Annotated in this window: 14 protein-coding genes and 1 tRNA gene; 1 reads left to right on the forward strand and 14 read right to left on the reverse strand. The window is 44.1% G+C overall.

Features of this window, described 5'->3' with window-relative positions; genetic code table 11:
- Positions 1 to 129 precede the first annotated feature (129 nt).
- The 4 genes from PYW33_RS13965 to PYW33_RS13980 all read right to left on the reverse strand — a co-directional run bounded on the left by PYW33_RS13965 (position 130) and on the right by PYW33_RS13980 (position 3,919).
- On the reverse strand, positions 130 to 474 hold the full coding sequence (locus PYW33_RS13965) for a lysozyme inhibitor LprI family protein (RefSeq protein WP_004647317.1): 345 nt from the start codon (positions 472 to 474) through the stop codon (positions 130 to 132).
- Between the two features lie 176 nt (positions 475 to 650).
- Positions 651 to 1,241 carry an OmpW/AlkL family protein gene (locus tag PYW33_RS13970; RefSeq protein ID WP_004647316.1) on the reverse strand — a complete coding sequence of 197 codons (591 nt, stop codon included), beginning with the start codon at positions 1,239 to 1,241 and terminating at the stop codon, positions 651 to 653.
- 331 nt (positions 1,242 to 1,572) lie between these two features.
- Complete coding sequence (locus PYW33_RS13975; protein WP_004647315.1) at positions 1,573 to 2,937, reverse strand: Na+/H+ antiporter family protein; 1,365 nt, start codon at positions 2,935 to 2,937, stop codon at positions 1,573 to 1,575.
- A gap of 100 nt (positions 2,938 to 3,037) precedes the next feature.
- Complete coding sequence (locus tag PYW33_RS13980) at positions 3,038 to 3,919, reverse strand: alpha/beta fold hydrolase (RefSeq protein WP_004647314.1); 882 nt, start codon at positions 3,917 to 3,919, stop codon at positions 3,038 to 3,040.
- A 117-nt stretch (positions 3,920 to 4,036) separates the two neighbouring features.
- On the opposite strand from PYW33_RS13980, the gene PYW33_RS13985 reads away from it, so the two are divergent.
- Positions 4,037 to 4,531 (forward strand): DUF4442 domain-containing protein, encoded by a 495-nt coding sequence (locus tag PYW33_RS13985; protein ID WP_004278606.1) that lies wholly within the window; start codon positions 4,037 to 4,039, stop codon positions 4,529 to 4,531.
- Positions 4,532 to 4,588: 57 nt separating this feature from the next.
- Here the strand turns inward: PYW33_RS13985 and PYW33_RS13990 are convergent, their stop codons facing one another.
- The 10 genes from PYW33_RS13990 to PYW33_RS14035 form a co-directional block, all read right to left on the reverse strand.
- The gene (locus PYW33_RS13990; protein WP_004278608.1) at positions 4,589 to 4,954 is read right to left on the reverse strand and encodes a glycine zipper domain-containing protein; all 366 of its coding nucleotides are present in this window, start codon (positions 4,952 to 4,954) and stop codon (positions 4,589 to 4,591) included.
- Between the two features lie 202 nt (positions 4,955 to 5,156).
- Positions 5,157 to 9,347 (reverse strand): DNA-directed RNA polymerase subunit beta', encoded by a 4,191-nt coding sequence (rpoC, locus tag PYW33_RS13995; protein WP_004278609.1) that lies wholly within the window; start codon positions 9,345 to 9,347, stop codon positions 5,157 to 5,159.
- Between the two features lie 153 nt (positions 9,348 to 9,500).
- The gene (rpoB, locus tag PYW33_RS14000; protein ID WP_004278610.1) at positions 9,501 to 13,589 is read right to left on the reverse strand and encodes a DNA-directed RNA polymerase subunit beta; all 4,089 of its coding nucleotides are present in this window, start codon (positions 13,587 to 13,589) and stop codon (positions 9,501 to 9,503) included.
- 306 nt (positions 13,590 to 13,895) lie between these two features.
- Positions 13,896 to 14,261, reverse strand: a complete 366-nt coding sequence (rplL, locus tag PYW33_RS14005; protein ID WP_004278611.1) for a 50S ribosomal protein L7/L12 — start codon at positions 14,259 to 14,261, stop codon at positions 13,896 to 13,898.
- A 48-nt stretch (positions 14,262 to 14,309) separates the two neighbouring features.
- Complete coding sequence (gene rplJ / locus PYW33_RS14010; protein ID WP_004278612.1) at positions 14,310 to 14,816, reverse strand: 50S ribosomal protein L10; 507 nt, start codon at positions 14,814 to 14,816, stop codon at positions 14,310 to 14,312.
- A 301-nt stretch (positions 14,817 to 15,117) separates the two neighbouring features.
- The gene (gene rplA / locus PYW33_RS14015) at positions 15,118 to 15,813 is read right to left on the reverse strand and encodes a 50S ribosomal protein L1 (protein WP_004278613.1); all 696 of its coding nucleotides are present in this window, start codon (positions 15,811 to 15,813) and stop codon (positions 15,118 to 15,120) included.
- Between the two features lie 3 nt (positions 15,814 to 15,816).
- Positions 15,817 to 16,245 carry a 50S ribosomal protein L11 gene (gene rplK, locus PYW33_RS14020; RefSeq protein WP_004278614.1) on the reverse strand — a complete coding sequence of 143 codons (429 nt, stop codon included), beginning with the start codon at positions 16,243 to 16,245 and terminating at the stop codon, positions 15,817 to 15,819.
- 119 nt (positions 16,246 to 16,364) lie between these two features.
- Positions 16,365 to 16,898, reverse strand: coding sequence for a transcription termination/antitermination protein NusG (nusG, locus tag PYW33_RS14025; RefSeq protein WP_004278615.1), 534 nt, complete (start codon positions 16,896 to 16,898; stop codon positions 16,365 to 16,367).
- Between the two features lie 7 nt (positions 16,899 to 16,905).
- A complete protein-coding gene (gene secE / locus PYW33_RS14030) occupies positions 16,906 to 17,346 on the reverse strand; it encodes a preprotein translocase subunit SecE (RefSeq protein ID WP_004278617.1) in 441 nt (146 codons plus the stop codon).
- A 74-nt stretch (positions 17,347 to 17,420) separates the two neighbouring features.
- Positions 17,421 to 17,496: transfer RNA gene (locus tag PYW33_RS14035), tRNA-Trp, on the reverse strand.
- Positions 17,497 to 17,506: the final 10 nt, after the last annotated feature.

A 17,506-nucleotide genomic window follows, 5' to 3' on the forward strand; every position in this document is an offset into this window, starting at 1 on the left:
CTGTTGCCTATATGAATGGAGTGAGTTACTAAATTTTCAATAGCCAGTTGTATATTTTTTCTCAAGATATTTTATAAAGGATCTCTTGATCTAAAATGACTTGGATTTGTAAAGGCTTAGGTTTAAGTCCTAATAAGGCCCAAGCTTATAAATACGTTGAAATTGCAGGTCTATTTGCTGCTGGCGCATATTATAAACCTGACTCAGACAAGACACAGATTCCTGACAGCGGTCACGAAACTGTAGCCATTTCACCTGATCGCGCTGGATCACCGAGCGGGTTCCCATAGGCACCATACGGCGCAAAATATGATAGCTGGTGCTCATCTTGACATCGGCATCATTGAGCAGACGATGTTCACAAATCGCTTTCTCTGTCACGGTTTCAGCTTTCTGACAATCAAAACTTGCCGCATAGGCAGACCCTGCCAGCAGGCTGAAGAAGATCACAATACCTTGGCTTAAAAACTTCATGCTGATCTTCCTTATTATTCAATTATTAGGTCGTATTCAATTAATATTTACTTTATTCGTTTTAATATAGTTGAACATTGCCAATCTGCTCAATTTCAATAAGTTATAAATCGTTGTTATTTTGAAAAAAAAGGCCTCATTCAAGATGAGGCTTTTTTGTTGAGCAAGGCTAGAATTTAGAACTTGTAGCTATAACCGATCGTATAAACCCAAGGATCAATATTCAAGTCGAATTTAGTATTATCAGCATCATCTAAAGTCACTTCAGGACTCAAATCTGCATAGCGCACGTCAGCAAATACTCCCCAGTTTTTGGCATCGGCTGGCTGATAATTAAAGCCGACTTGACCTGCCAAACCAAACTCTTCTTTCACGTCTTTAGCCAGACCTTCTTCATCCCAAGCAATAAAAGCTGTGCCACCTACGCCAATATATGGTGTAAAGCGTGTTGCATTTTTAAAGTTATATTTAGCGGTAATTGTGGGTGGCAGATGTTTGATCTTAGCCACCTTACCTACACCTTGAAGAGAAATGTCATGGTTAAACGGGGTAGCCAATAATAATTCTGCCGAGATATTGTCATTAAAGAAGTATTCAACCGATGGCGTAAAACCATATTCCTGATCGGCTTCTACGACTAAACCTGGTGCAATTTCAGTGTCACTTGATGGTGCTAAAGAACTGGCACCGACTTTCACCTGCCATTGACCTGCCATCGCAGATGCAGAAAGACCCATTAATGCAATTATAGCAGCTTGCTTTAACATTTTAAAATACCCCACAGGAAGAATAATTATTAAGAAAATAAATCTTAATTAATAATAAACACGAGGGAAAATAATATGCAATAAGCATTATAAAACTAATTTTTAATTATTATTTAAACTACTGATTTAAAAAGTTATTTATTTTAAATTGACTGAATTAGTTGGTTTTAAATACCAAGTATATTAATCAGATAAATATGGCTTTATTCAGAGTAAAATAATCAGGTTTATATTAATTTTTATTTAAACATATATTTTAAATACATCTTATTATTTATTTTAAATCCAGATAAATCTGCTCCAATAGATATCAGAGCAGATTGAAATTGACTTACAGAACCATGGCTGCAATCCAGCCAAAAATCATCAACGGAATATTGAAGTGAATGAAGGTTGGAATCACACTGTCCTTCATATGGTCATGCTGACCATCCATATTTAAACCCGAAGTTGGGCCCAAAGTTGAATCCGAAGCTGGAGAACCGGCATCTCCCAAAGCTGCTGCAGTCCCGATAATCGCAATGGTCGCAGCCGGGCTAAAACCGAACTGGATACAGAGCGGTACATAGATAATCGCCAGAATCGGCACGGTTGAAAATGATGAACCAATGCCTAGGGTAATCAACAGGCCGATCAGCAACATCAGGAACGCTGCCAGTGCCTGACTGTCACCAATCCAGTTGACCGATGCTTCGACCAGTGCAGGTACCTGATTGGTCGCTTCAATCACGGCGGCAAAACCTTGTGCTGCAATCATGATAAAGCCGACCAGCGCCATCATGCGCATACCGGTAATGATCACATCATCCGCTTCTTTCCATTTGAAAATGCCAGCACAGCTGAGAATCGCGACACCGACTAAACCTGCCAGAATCATTGAATCTGAATACAGCTGTACAGCCAATGTGGCTACAACTGCAAGACCGGCCATCCAGATGGTAAATTTCGAAATTTCAGGTTTAAGGTTTTGCTCTACTCCAAGTTCAGCAGAAATACTTTGCTGCTCTTCGATATGAATATCTTTATAGAGACGTGGTTTACGGTAAGAGAAGAAAATGGCAATCAACAACCCGACCAGCATGCCAATGACCGGAATGACCATTGCAGATGGAATCTGATCATAAGTAATTTCAAAACCATAAGGCTTACCAAAGGTATTGATGTTATGCCCCAGAATATCATTCAGGAAGATCGCGCCAAAACCGACTGGAATGAGCATATAGGTGGCAACCAGACCAAAGGTCAGCAAACAGGCCACCAAACGGCGATCCAGTTGTAAATGGTTAAATACAATCAATAGCGGCGGAATCAGTACCGGAATGAAGGCAATATGCACGGGAATGACGTTCTGCGAGAACACGGCTGCAATAGCAACCGTGAAGAAGATCAGATATTTCACCCGGTTTTGCGCTTTAAAATCGGCCTCACCTTTTAAGGTGCTGATCATTTTATAAGCCAGTAAATCCGGTAAACCCGAACGCGCCAGAGCCAAAGCAAATGCACCTAAAATACCGTAAGCCAAGGCAATTTTGGCACCACCACCCAAACCATTGTTAAACGCGTCCAAGGTTCCCTGCAGGCCCAGACCTGCCAATAAACCACCTGTAACAGCACCAATGACCAGGGCAAAAACCACAGGTACACGTGCCAACGAGAGTCCGAACATGACTCCAATAGCAGCAAGAATTGCGAACATAATGAATCGGAATAGAGAGAAAGCGGCTATTTTATCAGAAAATGCGGATAAAAATTCCGCCACTTTTTTCTGGTCGGGTCATGTTTCGCGGAGTGGCCTGTCAATGAATGTCAGCAGATTTACGCTGAATAAACTCATCAATCAATTGAGCCACTTGCTCCGGTTGACTCAGGATCGCCCAGTGATTGGCAGCCAGTTCTACTTTCGAGAAATCATCCACCCATTTTGACATTTCATCAACCAGATCTGGCCCGACAAACTGGTCATATTTCAGCACAATCGCCTGTACCGGACAGATGGCAAAACGCTGCCGTGGTTGAGCTAAGCGTGGCAAAAAATTGGCCCGATACAGGTTCACACCATATTTGCCATCTTTGACAATATGCGGGTTGAGTGGCAGATCATCGTGTCTTTCCAGTTGCTGCACGATCTTGCCCCAACGCTGCGGATTAAAAAAATTCCAGGCCAACGGCGCCACTAAAGGCAACTGAAACATCGCGATATACCAAGATTTGCTCATTTGCTTTAAAAATTTTGCTTTGTTTTGCTGGAACTGTTCACGCATCCAGAAAGCGGCATGATCCAGACATGGCCCAGATAAGGTGCTATAAGACAGAATTCGCCCTTTAAAGCGTGGATCGGTGACAGATTCCCAGGACTGAATTGAGCCCCAGTCATGCGCAGCCAGATGAAAAGCTCGATTCGGCAATACCTTATTCACCACCTCTTCCAGATCCTGACTTAAACGGGCCAAGCGGTAATCGGAGATTTTTTTGGGAATACTGGACTCCCCTGCGCCCCGGACATCATAAGTCACCACAAAATAATCCTGACTCAAATGAGCAATGACTGGCTCCCAAACTGCTTGATGATCAGGATAGCCATGAACCAGTACCAAGGCTGTTTGTTCGGGTTGTCCATAAGTTTTGACACAGAGACACTGCTGATCCGTGGTATCGACCCATTGCACTTGTGTTTCCATCTTTTGATCCTGTTTTTATTATTGACCACTTAGTTTATAAATCGGCATGATTGATCAATGCCAGCGCATTTTTGTTGCTCTAGTATGCATAATCACAGCCGCAAAAAGAATGTCAGTATGAGCCTATTCCAGAAAATTCAAAAACTGCCTCTGGTTTCAAAATTTATTCTGAACCGCTATGCCCCTTATCGTGGTGCAGGCATTGAAATTAATAAGATTGATTTTAATAATTATCACGTTCGGGTCAAAATGCCGCTGACCCGTAAGAACCAAAATATTGTCGGTGTGCATTTTGGTGGCAGCCTGTATTCGATGGTCGATCCCTTTTACATGTTATTGCTGATGCATCATTTGGGGCCGAAATATCTGGTCTGGGATAAAGGCGCCAGCATTCAGTTTTTGGCACCGGGTCGCGGCACAGTGGTGGCGGATATTCGGATTTCTGCTGAAGAAATTACCACGATTATCAATCTGGCGGCCGATAATGCGCCAGTGTATCGACATTATCAGCTGAATATTTATGATGAAGCCGGGGTCAGAATTGCTGAGGTAGAGAAAACGGTCTATATCCGGCGGAAACAGAGCAAAGGGAAAATTAACGCTCCTAAATAAGATAAAAGCGCCACATTGGCGCTTTTAAATCTAGATGAATCTGAAGTAACTTTCGACTTAACGACGACGGTTATCCTGTTCAATCGCAGCACCGGCACCACCACCGATTGCACCACCAATTGCAGCACCCGCATTACCACCGAAGATGCTTTTACCGACTGCTGAACCAACAGCACCACCTACACCACTATAGGTCGCATTACGGTTTGAACCGCCTTGGGATTTACTACCCACTGCCGCACCGGCACCACCACCCACAGCTGCACCAACGCCACCGCCGACTTTATTACCGACACCACCACCCACTGCACCACCAAGGGCTGCAGCACCGATCCGTTGCTCATTGGCAGACATACTTTCACAACCCGCCAACATAAAGATGGAAAGAGTGGCAACTGCCATAACACCCATTAATTTTTTCATGACCTTGGCCTTCCTGTCTTGCTTTATTTAAGCTTATCTTCATTTTATGAAACTAAAATCTGTAGCGTGTTACTTCTCTCGGTATTCCTGCTGAGTTTTGTAAATATCAATGGATTATTCTTCTGTTCAAGATGTCTTATTTATAAATTTCAGACAAAAAAAAGACGCCCGAAGGCGTCTCTTTTCTCAGCTTTAACTCGAATTAGAATTCTTCGTTAAATGCCTGGCTTAGAGCTTGGTCTACATCAGAGAAGTCATTGTGCAGTTCAAATTCTGCAGCTTCTGCTTCTTGACGACGACGCTCCAGGTGGTAAGCCAAACCTGTACCCGCTGGGATCAGGCGACCTACAACCACGTTCTCTTTCAAGCCACGTAAGTCATCTTCTTTACCTGTTACAGCCGCTTCAGTTAACACACGCGTGGTTTCTTGGAACGATGCAGCAGAGATGAACGAGTCAGTAGAAAGCGATGCTTTGGTAATACCCATCAATTGACGTTCAAACTTCGCAGGGAACTTGTTTTGTGCAAGAACTGCTTGGTTTTCTTGAACAACGCGGATGTAATCCACTTGTTCGCCTTTGATAAAGCTGGTATCGCCGCCATCAGTGATATCAACTTTACGCAGCATTTGACGTACGATGACTTCAATATGCTTGTCGTTGATTTTTACACCTTGCAGACGATATACGTCCTGAACTTCGTTCACGATGTAGTTTGTAAGCGCAACTTCGCCTTTCAAACGTAAGATATCGTGCGGGTTCTGTGGACCATCAGAAATAGTTTCACCACGGTTCACATGTTCGCCTTCGAACACGTTAATCGTACGCCATTTCGGAATCAGCTCTTCATAAATCTCAGAGCCATCATCCGGCGTAATCACCAGACGGTTCTTACCTTTGGTCTCTTTACCAAAGCTTACAACACCCGACACTTCTGCAAGGATTGCATGCTCTTTTGGCTTACGTGCTTCGAACAAGTCAGCTACACGCGGCAGACCACCGGTAATATCACGGGTACGTGAAGTTTCTTGTGGTACACGACCGATGACATCACCGACACCAATCGTTTCGCCATCACGAACAGAAAGAATCGTGTTCTGTGGCAGGAAGTAGAACTGTTCGCCACCATCAACGGTATCTAACACAACAGCAGGACGCAAATCTTTACCTGACGCAGGACGTGAAGTCACTGGCAAGATTTCAATGGTTGACATACCTGTTGCATCATCAGTTTTAGAAGTTACGGTTACGCCATCAGCAATCTGGCTGAAACGTACTTTACCTGCAACTTCTGTTACTAATGGATGTGTATGCGGATCCCAAGTCGCCACAATACCGCCTGCTTCTACAGCTTCGCCATCTTTCAGCAAGATAGACGCACCGTAAGGAAGTTTATAGCGCTCGCGCTCACGACCTAAATCATCCGCAATACCGATTTCACCTGAACGTGAAGTCGATACCAAGTGACCTTTGGCATGTTGTACTGTTTTCACGTTGTGGAAACGTACTGTACCTTGGTTACGAACTTGTACGCTGTTTGCAGCAGAAGTTCGGCTTGCAGCACCACCGACGTGGAAGGTACGCATCGTTAACTGTGTACCTGGCTCACCAATCGATTGAGCTGCCATTACACCAACAGACTCACCCGGGTTCACCTGATGACCACGTGCTAGGTCACGACCGTAACATTTCGCACATACACCGAAGGTAGACGCACAGTTCACGACTGAACGTACTTTAATTTCGTCGACACCTTGGCTTTCGATAAACGTCGCCAATTTCTCGTCAATTAACGTATTACGAGGAAGTAGAACTTCATCTGTACCTACACGTTTCACATCTTCAGCAACCACACGACCCAATACTCGTGCACCCAGGTTTTCGATGACATCGCCACCTTGAATGAACGGAGTCATTACCAGACCGTCATAAGTACCACAATCTGGCTCGGTAATGACCAAGTCCTGCGCAACGTCTACTAGACGACGAGTCAAGTAACCAGAGTTCGCAGTTTTCAGTGCTGTATCGGCCAAACCTTTACGCGCACCGTGTGTCGAGATGAAGTACTGAAGTACGGTCAAACCTTCACGGAAGTTCGCTTTAATCGGCGTTTCAATGATCGAGCCATCCGGCTTCGCCATCAAACCACGCATACCCGCCAACTGACGAATCTGAGCTGCCGAACCACGGGCACCCGAGTCAGACATCATGTAGATCGAGTTGAATGATTTTTGCTTCTCGTCTTCACCCTGTTTGTTCTTCACAGTGGTAAAAGACAAGTTGTCCATCATCGCTTTAGCAACCTGGTCATTGGTACGCGCCCAAATATCGACCACTTTGTTATAACGTTCGCCGGCAGTTACGAAACCTTGTTCGAACTGTTGTTCGATTTCACGAACTTCAGCTTCCGCTTTACCAATAATTGCTTGTTTTTGCGGTGGAATAACCATGTCTTCCATACCGACAGATACACCTGAACGCGTCGCTTGACGGAAGCCCAAGTACATCAACTGGTCAGCGAAGATAACAGTATCTTTCAGACCCAATTTACGGTAGCAAGAGTTAATTAGCTTAGAGATGTTTTTCTTGGTCATCTCAACGTTAATTTGCTGGAAATCCATACCTTCAGGCACAACTTCCCAAAGCAGGCAACGACCAGGCGTCGTATCTACAATAATGGTTTGCTGTTCACGGTTACCATCTTCATCGATCACAGTCTGGTGTACACGTGCTTTAACTCGAGCGTGTAGATCAACCTGACCTGTTGCCAGTGCACGGTTTACTTCGTGAGTATCCGCGAACACCATGCCTTCACCTTTGGCATTGATTGCATCACGCGTGATGTAATACAAGCCCAAGACAACGTCCTGAGACGGCACGATGATTGGCTCACCGTTTGCTGGAGACAGAATGTTGTTAGTCGACATCATTAACGCACGAGCTTCAAGCTGAGCTTCAAGTGTTAATGGTACGTGTACCGCCATTTGGTCACCATCGAAGTCGGCGTTAAACGCAGCACATACGAGTGGGTGTAGACGGATCGCTTTACCTTCGATCAGGATCGGTTCAAATGCTTGAAGACCCAAACGGTGAAGAGTTGGCGCACGGTTCAACATCACTGGATGTTGACGAATCACGTGAGCAAGAACATCCCAAACTTCTGGAGTTTCACGCTCAACCATTTTCTTCGCAGCTTTAATGGTGGTTGCTTGACCAGAAGCTTGTAGTTTCGCGAAAATGAATGGTTTGAACAGTTCAAGTGCCATTTTCTTCGGAAGACCACATTGGTGCAAACGAAGGTTTGGACCAACAGTAATTACCGAACGACCAGAGTAGTCAACACGCTTACCAAGTAAGTTTTGACGGAAACGACCTTGCTTACCTTTGATCATGTCTGCCAAAGATTTAAGCGGACGCTTGTTCGAACCGGTAATTGCACGACCGCGACGACCGTTATCCAGCAATGCATCTACAGACTCTTGCAACATACGTTTTTCGTTACGTACGATGATGTCTGGCGCTGCAAGGTCAAGAAGACGCTTCAAACGGTTGTTACGGTTGATCACACGACGATAAAGATCGTTCAGGTCAGAAGTCGCGAAACGACCACCTTCAAGTGGTACAAGCGGACGAAGGTCTGGTGGAAGAACTGGAAGTACAGTTAACACCATCCATTCTGGCTTGTTGTTCGAATCGTTGAATGCTTCCATCAACTTCAAACGCTTAGACGCTTTTTTCAGCTTGGTTTCTGAAGTTGTAACAGGAATTTCTTCACGAAGACGCGCAATTTCAGCTTCAAGATCGATGTCTTTCAACAAGTCTTGAACCGCTTCAGCACCCATTTTCGCTGTGAATTCATCACCGTGTTCTTCTAAGGCATTGAAGTATTCTTCATCGTTTAGAAGTTGGTATTTCTCAAATGGAGTCATACCCGGATCAGTAACGACATAAGATTCGAAATACAATACGCGTTCGATATCACGTAGCGTCATGTCTAATAATAGACCGATACGGCTAGGCAATGATTTCAAGAACCAGATGTGTGCAACTGGAGATGCCAGCTCGATATGACCCATACGTTCACGACGAACTTTCGCAGTTGTTACTTCAACGCCACATTTTTCACAAATGACGCCTTTGTATTTCATACGCTTGTATTTACCACACAAGCATTCGTAATCTTTCACTGGACCAAAGATTTTGGCACAGAACAAACCATCACGTTCAGGCTTGAACGTACGATAGTTAATGGTTTCTGGCTTTTTAACTTCACCGTGAGACCATGACTTAATCATTTCTGGTGACGCAAGACCAATACGGATGCGGTCAAACTCTACAGGAGCATGACCGTCTGAATCCGTCTTTTTGCGCATGATATCGAGCAAGTCTTTCAATTTTTTTCTCCGTGTGTTGTGGAGATTTTCACTCAACAACTGGGTCACAAATATTGTTTTTTAACTGAATTTTAATCCCCCTCAGTCCCCCCTTTGTTAAGGGGGAAGCCCCTCTTTATCAAAGAGGGGTTTAGGGAGATTCAATGGAACTAATTAGTCACCATTTTTCAGTTCAATGTTGATACCTAAAGAACGGATCTCTTTGGTCAATACGTTGAACGATTCAGGCATGCCCGGATCCATATAATGGTTGCCATCTACAATGTTCTTGTAGATACGGGTACGGCCTTCAACGTCATCCGATTTCACAGTCAGCATTTCTTGTAGCGTATATGCTGCACCGTAAGCTTCTAGTGCCCAGACTTCCATCTCACCGAAACGCTGACCACCGAATTGTGCTTTACCACCAAGCGGCTGTTGCGTAACTAGAGAGTAAGAACCAGTTGAACGCGCATGCATCTTGTCATCAACCAAGTGGTTCAGTTTCAGCATGTACATGTAACCGACAGTTACCGGACGATCGAAACGCTCACCAGTACGACCATCATATAATACGGTCTGACCAGTACTAGACAGGCCTGCAAGTTGTAACAACTCTTTGATCTGACCTTCTTCAGCACCATCGAATACAGGAGTAGCCAAAGGTACACCAGCACGCAAGTTGCCAGAAAGTTTCAAGATTTCTTCATCAGTCAAGCTATCAAGATCTTCTTGTTCGCCACCAACTTTGTTGTAAATCTTGTCCAGGAAATCACGAAGCTCAAGTACAGTACGTTGCTCTTTCATCATCTTGTCGATTTGATCGCCAAGACCTTTCGCCGCCATACCCAAGTGAGTTTCAAGAATCTGACCCACGTTCATACGCGATGGTACGCCAAGCGGGTTCAATACGATATCAACAGGTACACCGTTGGCATCATGTGGCATGTCTTCTACCGGCAAGATGTTTGATACAACACCTTTGTTACCGTGACGACCCGCCATCTTATCACCCGGTTGGATGCGACGTTTTACAGCAAGATAAACTTTAACTACTTTCAATACGCCAGTCGTCAGTTCATCGCCTGTAGAAAGTTTGCGTTTTTTCTCAGCAAATTTCTCGTCAATTTCGAAGCTCTTCTCTTTCAAGAACACTTGAATTTGAGTTAAACGTTCAGCAATTGCTTCATCAACTGGTTGAATTTCAAGAAGATCAACAAGCTCTAAACCAGACAACACGTCTTCAGACAGTTTGTCGCCACGTTTAGTTGTACCGCCACCATTCGACTCTTGGCCATTCAGTAGACGGATTACACGTTCACGTGCAGCTTCTTCGAAGATTTTGAATTCTTCTTTCAAGTCTTTACGGTATGCATCCAATTGCGCTTTTTCAATTGCTTGAGCACGTTCGTCTTTTTCAAGACCGTCACGTGTAAACACTTGAACGTCAATGACTGTACCTTTAGTACCTGATGGAACGCGTAAAGATGAATCTTTTACGTCAGCTGCTTTTTCACCGAAGATTGCACGTAGCAATTTTTCTTCTGGAGTAAGCTGTGTTTCACCTTTAGGGGTTACTTTACCTACAAGGATGTCCCCAGCAGTTACTTCAGCACCGATGTAAACAATACCTGACTCGTCCAGTTTAGACAGAGCAGCTTCACCTACGTTCGGAATATCAGCAGTGATTTCTTCCGCACCCAGTTTGGTATCACGTGCAACACATGACAATTCCTGGATATGAATAGACGTTAAACGGTCTTCCTGAAGTACACGCTCAGATAACAAGATCGAGTCTTCGTAGTTGTAACCATTCCAGGTCATAAACGCAACGCGCATGTTTTGACCCAATGCCAGCTCACCGCCATCTGTTGATGGACCATCAGCCAGTACATCACCACGACCTACTTTATCGCCCAGGTTCACAAGAACTTTCTGGTTGATACAAGTGTTCTGGTTCGAACGGGTGTATTTGATCAGGTTGTAGATATCTACACCTGCTTCACCTGCGATCATTTCGTCTTCATTCACACGAATAACCACACGAGACGCATCAACAAACTCGATACGACCACCACGCTGAGCGATCACACATACACCTGAGTCATGTGCTACGTTCGCTTCCATACCGGTACCAACAAGCGGCTTGTCAGCAATCAACGTCGGAACTGCCTGACGTTGCATGTTCGAACCCATTAATGCACGGTTGGCATCATCGTGTTCTAGGAATGGAATCAGTGATGCTGCTACAGATACGACCTGCTGAGCAGATACATCCATATGCGTTACTTTTTCAGGAGGAATACGTACGAAGTCACCCTGATGACGAACAGATACAAACTCTTCTGTTAAGTTACCGTCTTTATCCATTGCAGAATCGGCCTGTGCAATCACAGTGCCTACTTCTTCAATCGCAGACAGGTATTCAACTTCATCTGTTACACGACCATCAACAACCTTACGGTATGGGGTTTCCAGGAAACCAAAGTTGTTACATTTCGCATAAACAGAAAGCGAGTTGATCAAACCAATGTTTGGACCTTCAGGCGTTTCAATTGGACATACACGACCGTAGTGAGTTTGATGTACGTCACGTACTTCAAAGCCTGCACGTTCACGCGTCAAACCGCCAGGACCAAGCGCAGAAACACGACGTTTGTGCGTAATCTCAGATAACGGGTTGTTTTGATCCATAAACTGAGACAACTGGCTTGAACCAAAGAATTCTTTGATTGCAGCAGCAACAGGTTTCGCATTGATCAAATCTTGCGGAGACAGGTTGTCAGTTTCAGCTTGAGATAGACGTTCTTTAACAGCACGTTCTACACGAACCAGACCTACACGGAATTGGTTTTCTGTCATTTCACCCACAGAACGAACACGACGGTTACCCAAGTGATCGATATCGTCGACTTCACCTTTACCGTTACGGATTTCAACTAATGTTTTTAATACATCAGTGATATCTTCGTTCGAGAGAATGCCTTCAACCTCACGTGACTTCTGGTCTGTACCGACTTCGTAAGGACGACCCAAACGACGGTTGAACTTCATACGACCCACTGGAGACAAGTCATAACGTTCAGAAGAGAAGAACAAGTTGTTGAATAAGTTTTCAGCAGCTTCTTTTGTTGGTGGCTCGCCCGGACGCATCACTTTGTAGATTTCTACCAATGCTTCTTCACGATTGCTCGTCGTATCTGCACGTAGAGAATCTGCAACGAATGAACCGCGGTCGATATCATTAGTGAACAGGATATTGAACTGCTTCACGCCGCCTTCTGCAATTTTCACCATGATTTCATGGCTTAATACAGTATTGGCTGCAATCACATCACCATCTTTTAATGGGATGTCTTCAGCAGTGATACGCTCATACAGGTACTCATCTGGCACTGCAAGTTTTTCAAGACCTGAAGCTTCCATTTGACGTACATGACGCGCATTGATACGTTTACCTTGCTCAACAATTGCTTTGCCATCCTTGTCCAGGATGTCAAATTGTGCCATTTCGCCACGCAGACGTTCAGGCACCAGGTCAATCTGGTAGCTACCCATGTCAAGATACACAGGTACTTTCTCGTAGAACATGTTGAGAATGTTTTCGTTGCTGTAACCCAAGGCACGAAGTACCACAGTCGCAAGCAATTTACGACGACGGTCAATACGTACATAGACTAAGTCTTTGGCATCGAATTCAAAGTCTAACCATGAACCACGGTAAGGAATGATACGCGCTGAATAAAGGACTTTACCACTTGAGTGAGTCTTGCCTTTATCGTGGTCAAAGAATACGCCTGGTGAACGGTGTAATTGTGACACGATCACACGCTCGGTACCGTTAATTACAAAGGTACCGTTATCCGTCATCAATGGCATTTCGCCCATATAGACTTCTTGTTCACGTACGTCTTTAATTGACTTCGTTTCACGATCTTTCAGGATCAAACGAATTTTTACACGCATTGGTGCTGCATAAGTTGAGCCACGAAGGATACATTCGCGTACATCAAACTCAGGCTTACCAAGACTATACTCAACAAATTCTAAAGCAGCATTGCCAGAATAACTTTCAATAGGAAAAACTGAACGAAATGCGGCTTGGAGACCGATATCTTCGCGGTTTTTTGGTGATTTGCCATCTTGTAAGAATGTTCTGTACGAGTCGACTTGAATCGCGAGCAAGTACGGAGCATCCATGACGCTAGGCAATTTACCAAAATTCTTACGGATCCGTTTCTTTTCGGTATATGAGTATGCCATCTGGAGTCCTCGGAAAGTGTAAACCAAGCCCGCCTGCAGAACGGGCTCAGAAGGAATTACGCTGGCCGATATGGCCACCACTCTTTACAAATGCTGCAATTTTTAGTGGTATTAAAACGCTTATCAATATTTTTTAATGAAAAATATTGGTAAACGTTTGTTCATTATGTTTATTTTCAATTTGTATGATTTTTATATCATGCAAACAAAAATCGAGCCGATTATTGTAACGCAAAAAGGCTGATGACCCAAGAGCCATCAGCCAATTTTTGGAGCCGATTATAAAAAACCGGCTCCCTTAAGAAATTACTTAAGAGTAACTGTAGCACCAGCTTCTTCAAGTTTCTTCTTAAGCTCTTCGCCTTCTTCTTTCGAAACGCCTTCTTTAAGAACTGCAGGAGCGCCTTCAACCATGTCTTTAGCTTCTTTCAAGCCAAGGCCAGTCGCTTCACGAACTGCTTTAATTACAGCAACTTTGTTCGCGCCGAAAGAAGTCAATTCAACATTGAATTCAGTTTGTTCTTCAGCAGCAGCAGCAGCTGGACCAGCAGCAACAGCTACAGCAGCAGCAGATACATTGAATTTCTCTTCGAAAGCAGAGATAAGTTCAACAAGTTCAAGAACAGTTTTTTCAGCAACTGCGTTTAGGATTTCTTCGTTTGTTAAAGCCATGAGATTAACTCCAAATGGGTATTGAATGATGTGTGTTTAAGTTTGAGCTTAAGCAGCTTCTGACTCGTTTTTCTCTTGAAGCGCTGTAAGTAAGCGGCCCAATTTCGAAATAGGAGCTTGAAGAACGTTTGCAAGCATAGTAAGCGCTTTCTCTTGGTTCGGAAGATTCGCGATTACGCTAACTTCTGCACCTTGATAAAGTTTGCCATCAAATGCAGCAGCTTTAAGTTCAAATGCTTTATTAGTTTTAGCGAATTCTTCGAACAAACGTGCAGCAGCACCCATGTCGTCTTCAGAATTCGAGAAAGCTAAGATTGTTGGGCCAACAAGGTTGTCGTTCAAGATATTGAATTGAGTATCTTGAAGAGCACGTTTAGCCAAAGTGTTACGAACGATACGTGTAGTAACACCAAGTTTACGCGCTTCAACACGTAGAGTAGTTAACTGCTCTACAGTCAAACCTTGGTAGTCAGCAACAACAGCAGCAAATGCAGTAGAAGCAACTTCAGCTACTTCAGCTACGATCTGTTTTTTGCCTTCGATAAGAAGAGCCATTGTAAAACCTCCTAACGGTGATTTATGTACTTACGCGAAGTACACTCCCAATTCGCAAGACCATCACTGGACTCACACGCGGAGGATGAACAAATCACACCACCGCGTCTACGCAGGCTGGACTATTAAGAGAGAAGCATAAAACTCCCCTCGCCCGCGGTCTTTGACGCTGATAAATTTTCATTTATCAATTCAAAGTTTGCCTAAGTTTGCAAAATACGACGGAGCGTTTCTTGCGTAAAATTTGAAGCACTGCTTCAAATTTTACTCAGGGCTTTAAAATTCTGTAATAAGTCGAGACTTATTTAGAAACGTTTGCTACATCAACGATCAAACCAGGACCCATAGTTGAGCTCAAAGTGATCTTTTGAATGTATACGCCTTTAGACGTAGCAGGTTTCAAACGCTTCAAGTCAGCAACAAGTGCTTCAACGTTTTGACGAACAGCAGCAGCCTCAAAACCTACTTGACCGATCGCAGCGTGGATAATACCAGCTTTGTCTACGCGGTAACGTGCTTGACCAGCTTTTGCATTTTTAACTGCAGTAGCAACGTCAGGAGTTACAGTACCCACTTTAGGGTTTGGCATTAAGCCACGTGGACCAAGGATCGTACCAAGTTTACCTACAACGCGCATTGCATCTGGAGCAGCAATTACTACGTCAAAGTCAAGGTTACCCGCTTGGATGCTTTCAGCAAGATCGTCGAAACCAACAACGTCTGCGCCTTCAGCTTTAGCAGCTTCAGCAGCAGCGCCTTGAGCGAATACAGCTACACGTACAGTTTTACCAGTACCTGCAGGAAGTGTAGTCGCACCACGAACAACCTGGTCAGATTTACGAGGATCAACACCTAGGTTTACCGCGATATCTAGAGATTCTTTGAATTTAGGAGCTGGAAGGCTCTCTAAAACTGCAACAGCTTCTTCTAGCGTGTAAACTTTGTGTGCTTCTACAGCAGCTACAATCGCTTTTTGACGTTTAGTTAATTTAGCCATGTCTTAAAGCTCCACTTCCAAGCCCATAGAACGCGCAGAACCAGCAATGGTACGTACACGTGCGTCTAAATCAGCACCAGTCAAATCTGGTTCTTTAGTAGTCGCGATTTCTTCGATTTGAGCACGAGTCAACTTACCAACTTTAGTTTTGTTAGGTACAGCTGAACCCTTCTGGATACCAGCAGCTTTCTTAAGAAGAACAGCAGCAGGTGGAGTTTTCATGATGAATGTGAACGACTTGTCGTTGTACACAGTGATCACGACTGGAATTGGCAGACCAGCTTCAACTTTTTGTGTAGCAGCATTGAATTCTTTACAGAATGCCATGATGTTCACACCACGTTGACCTAGTGCAGGACCAATCGGTGGAGATGGATTCGCTTTACCAGCTGGAACTTGCAGCTTGATATAGCCGTCAATCTTCTTAGCCATTTCAAATTACCTCTGGGTGCAAACGCCGGTGAAGGCTCCCCAATGATTTCAAGTAACGATACCGTTACAACAACAATGCCTGACTTATAAATAAGTCAGGCGTTTTCAACCCATACAAATTAGACTGATTTTTCGACTTGACGAAATTCCAATTCAACTTGAGTTGGTCGGTTAAATACATTAATGGTCAGCGTTAAACGTGACTTTTCGTATTGAACTTCTTCCACCACACCTTTAAAGTCAGTGAATGGACCGTCAACCACGAGTAATTCTTCGCCTGGTTCAAACATCGTCTTAGGACGAGGCGCTTCACCAGTATTACGTACACGCGCAAGAATCGCATCTGCTTCTTTTTGCGTAATCGGTGCCGGTTTTTCAGCCGTACCACCAATAAAACCTAAAACTTTTGGACATTCTTTAACAATGTGCCAAGTATCATCGTTCATTTCCATTTCGACTAGGACATAGCCAGGAAAGAACTTACGCTCTGATTTACGCTTCTTGCCATCCTTCATTTCTACCACTTCTTCGGTAGGAACAAGGACTTCACCAAAGCTATCGGCAACAGCGCTACGCTGGATTCGATCATTAAGCGAACGCATCACTTGTTTTTCATAACCTGAATAGGCATGAATAATGTACCAACGTTTCATAGCTCTCTTACCCGATAATAAACTTCATTAACCAGCCTAAAATATAGTCAAAACACCACAATAAGATGGATGCAATTACGACTACAACAAGAACTTGCCAAGATGTGGACATCGTCTCTTGCTTGGTAGGCCAGGTCACTCGACGCAACTCAATTCGTGCATCTTTTAGCAGACGAATAAAGCCTTTGCCTTGATGGGTGGCGTATAATAAACCGAATGCTGCAACGATACAAGCCAAAATCACCCCAACGCGCACCCAAATATCATTCGCAGGTGCCCAGTACGCTGGTAAATATTGGTTTACCATCATTGCACCAACCAATAAAATCAAGGCGATAACCCATAGAACCATGTCTAATGGAGAACCAGAACTTACATCTACTGCAGGATTATTTCTTTGAGGAATTGCCGCTTCGCCTAATGCGTCGCGTGATTTTTCATTCGACATTTTTGTACTCGTCGTAGGTTTCGCGACTTATTATATGACCAATTTTGCCGACATCAAGCGTCTTTTTAGAAACTTGGCAGGTCAGGAGGGACTCGAACCCCCAACATTCGGTTTTGGAGACCGACGCTCTACCAATTGAACTACTGACCTGCAAAACAAC

Source organism: Acinetobacter lwoffii (assembly GCF_029024105.1).
Classification (GTDB): domain Bacteria; phylum Pseudomonadota; class Gammaproteobacteria; order Pseudomonadales; family Moraxellaceae; genus Acinetobacter; species Acinetobacter lwoffii.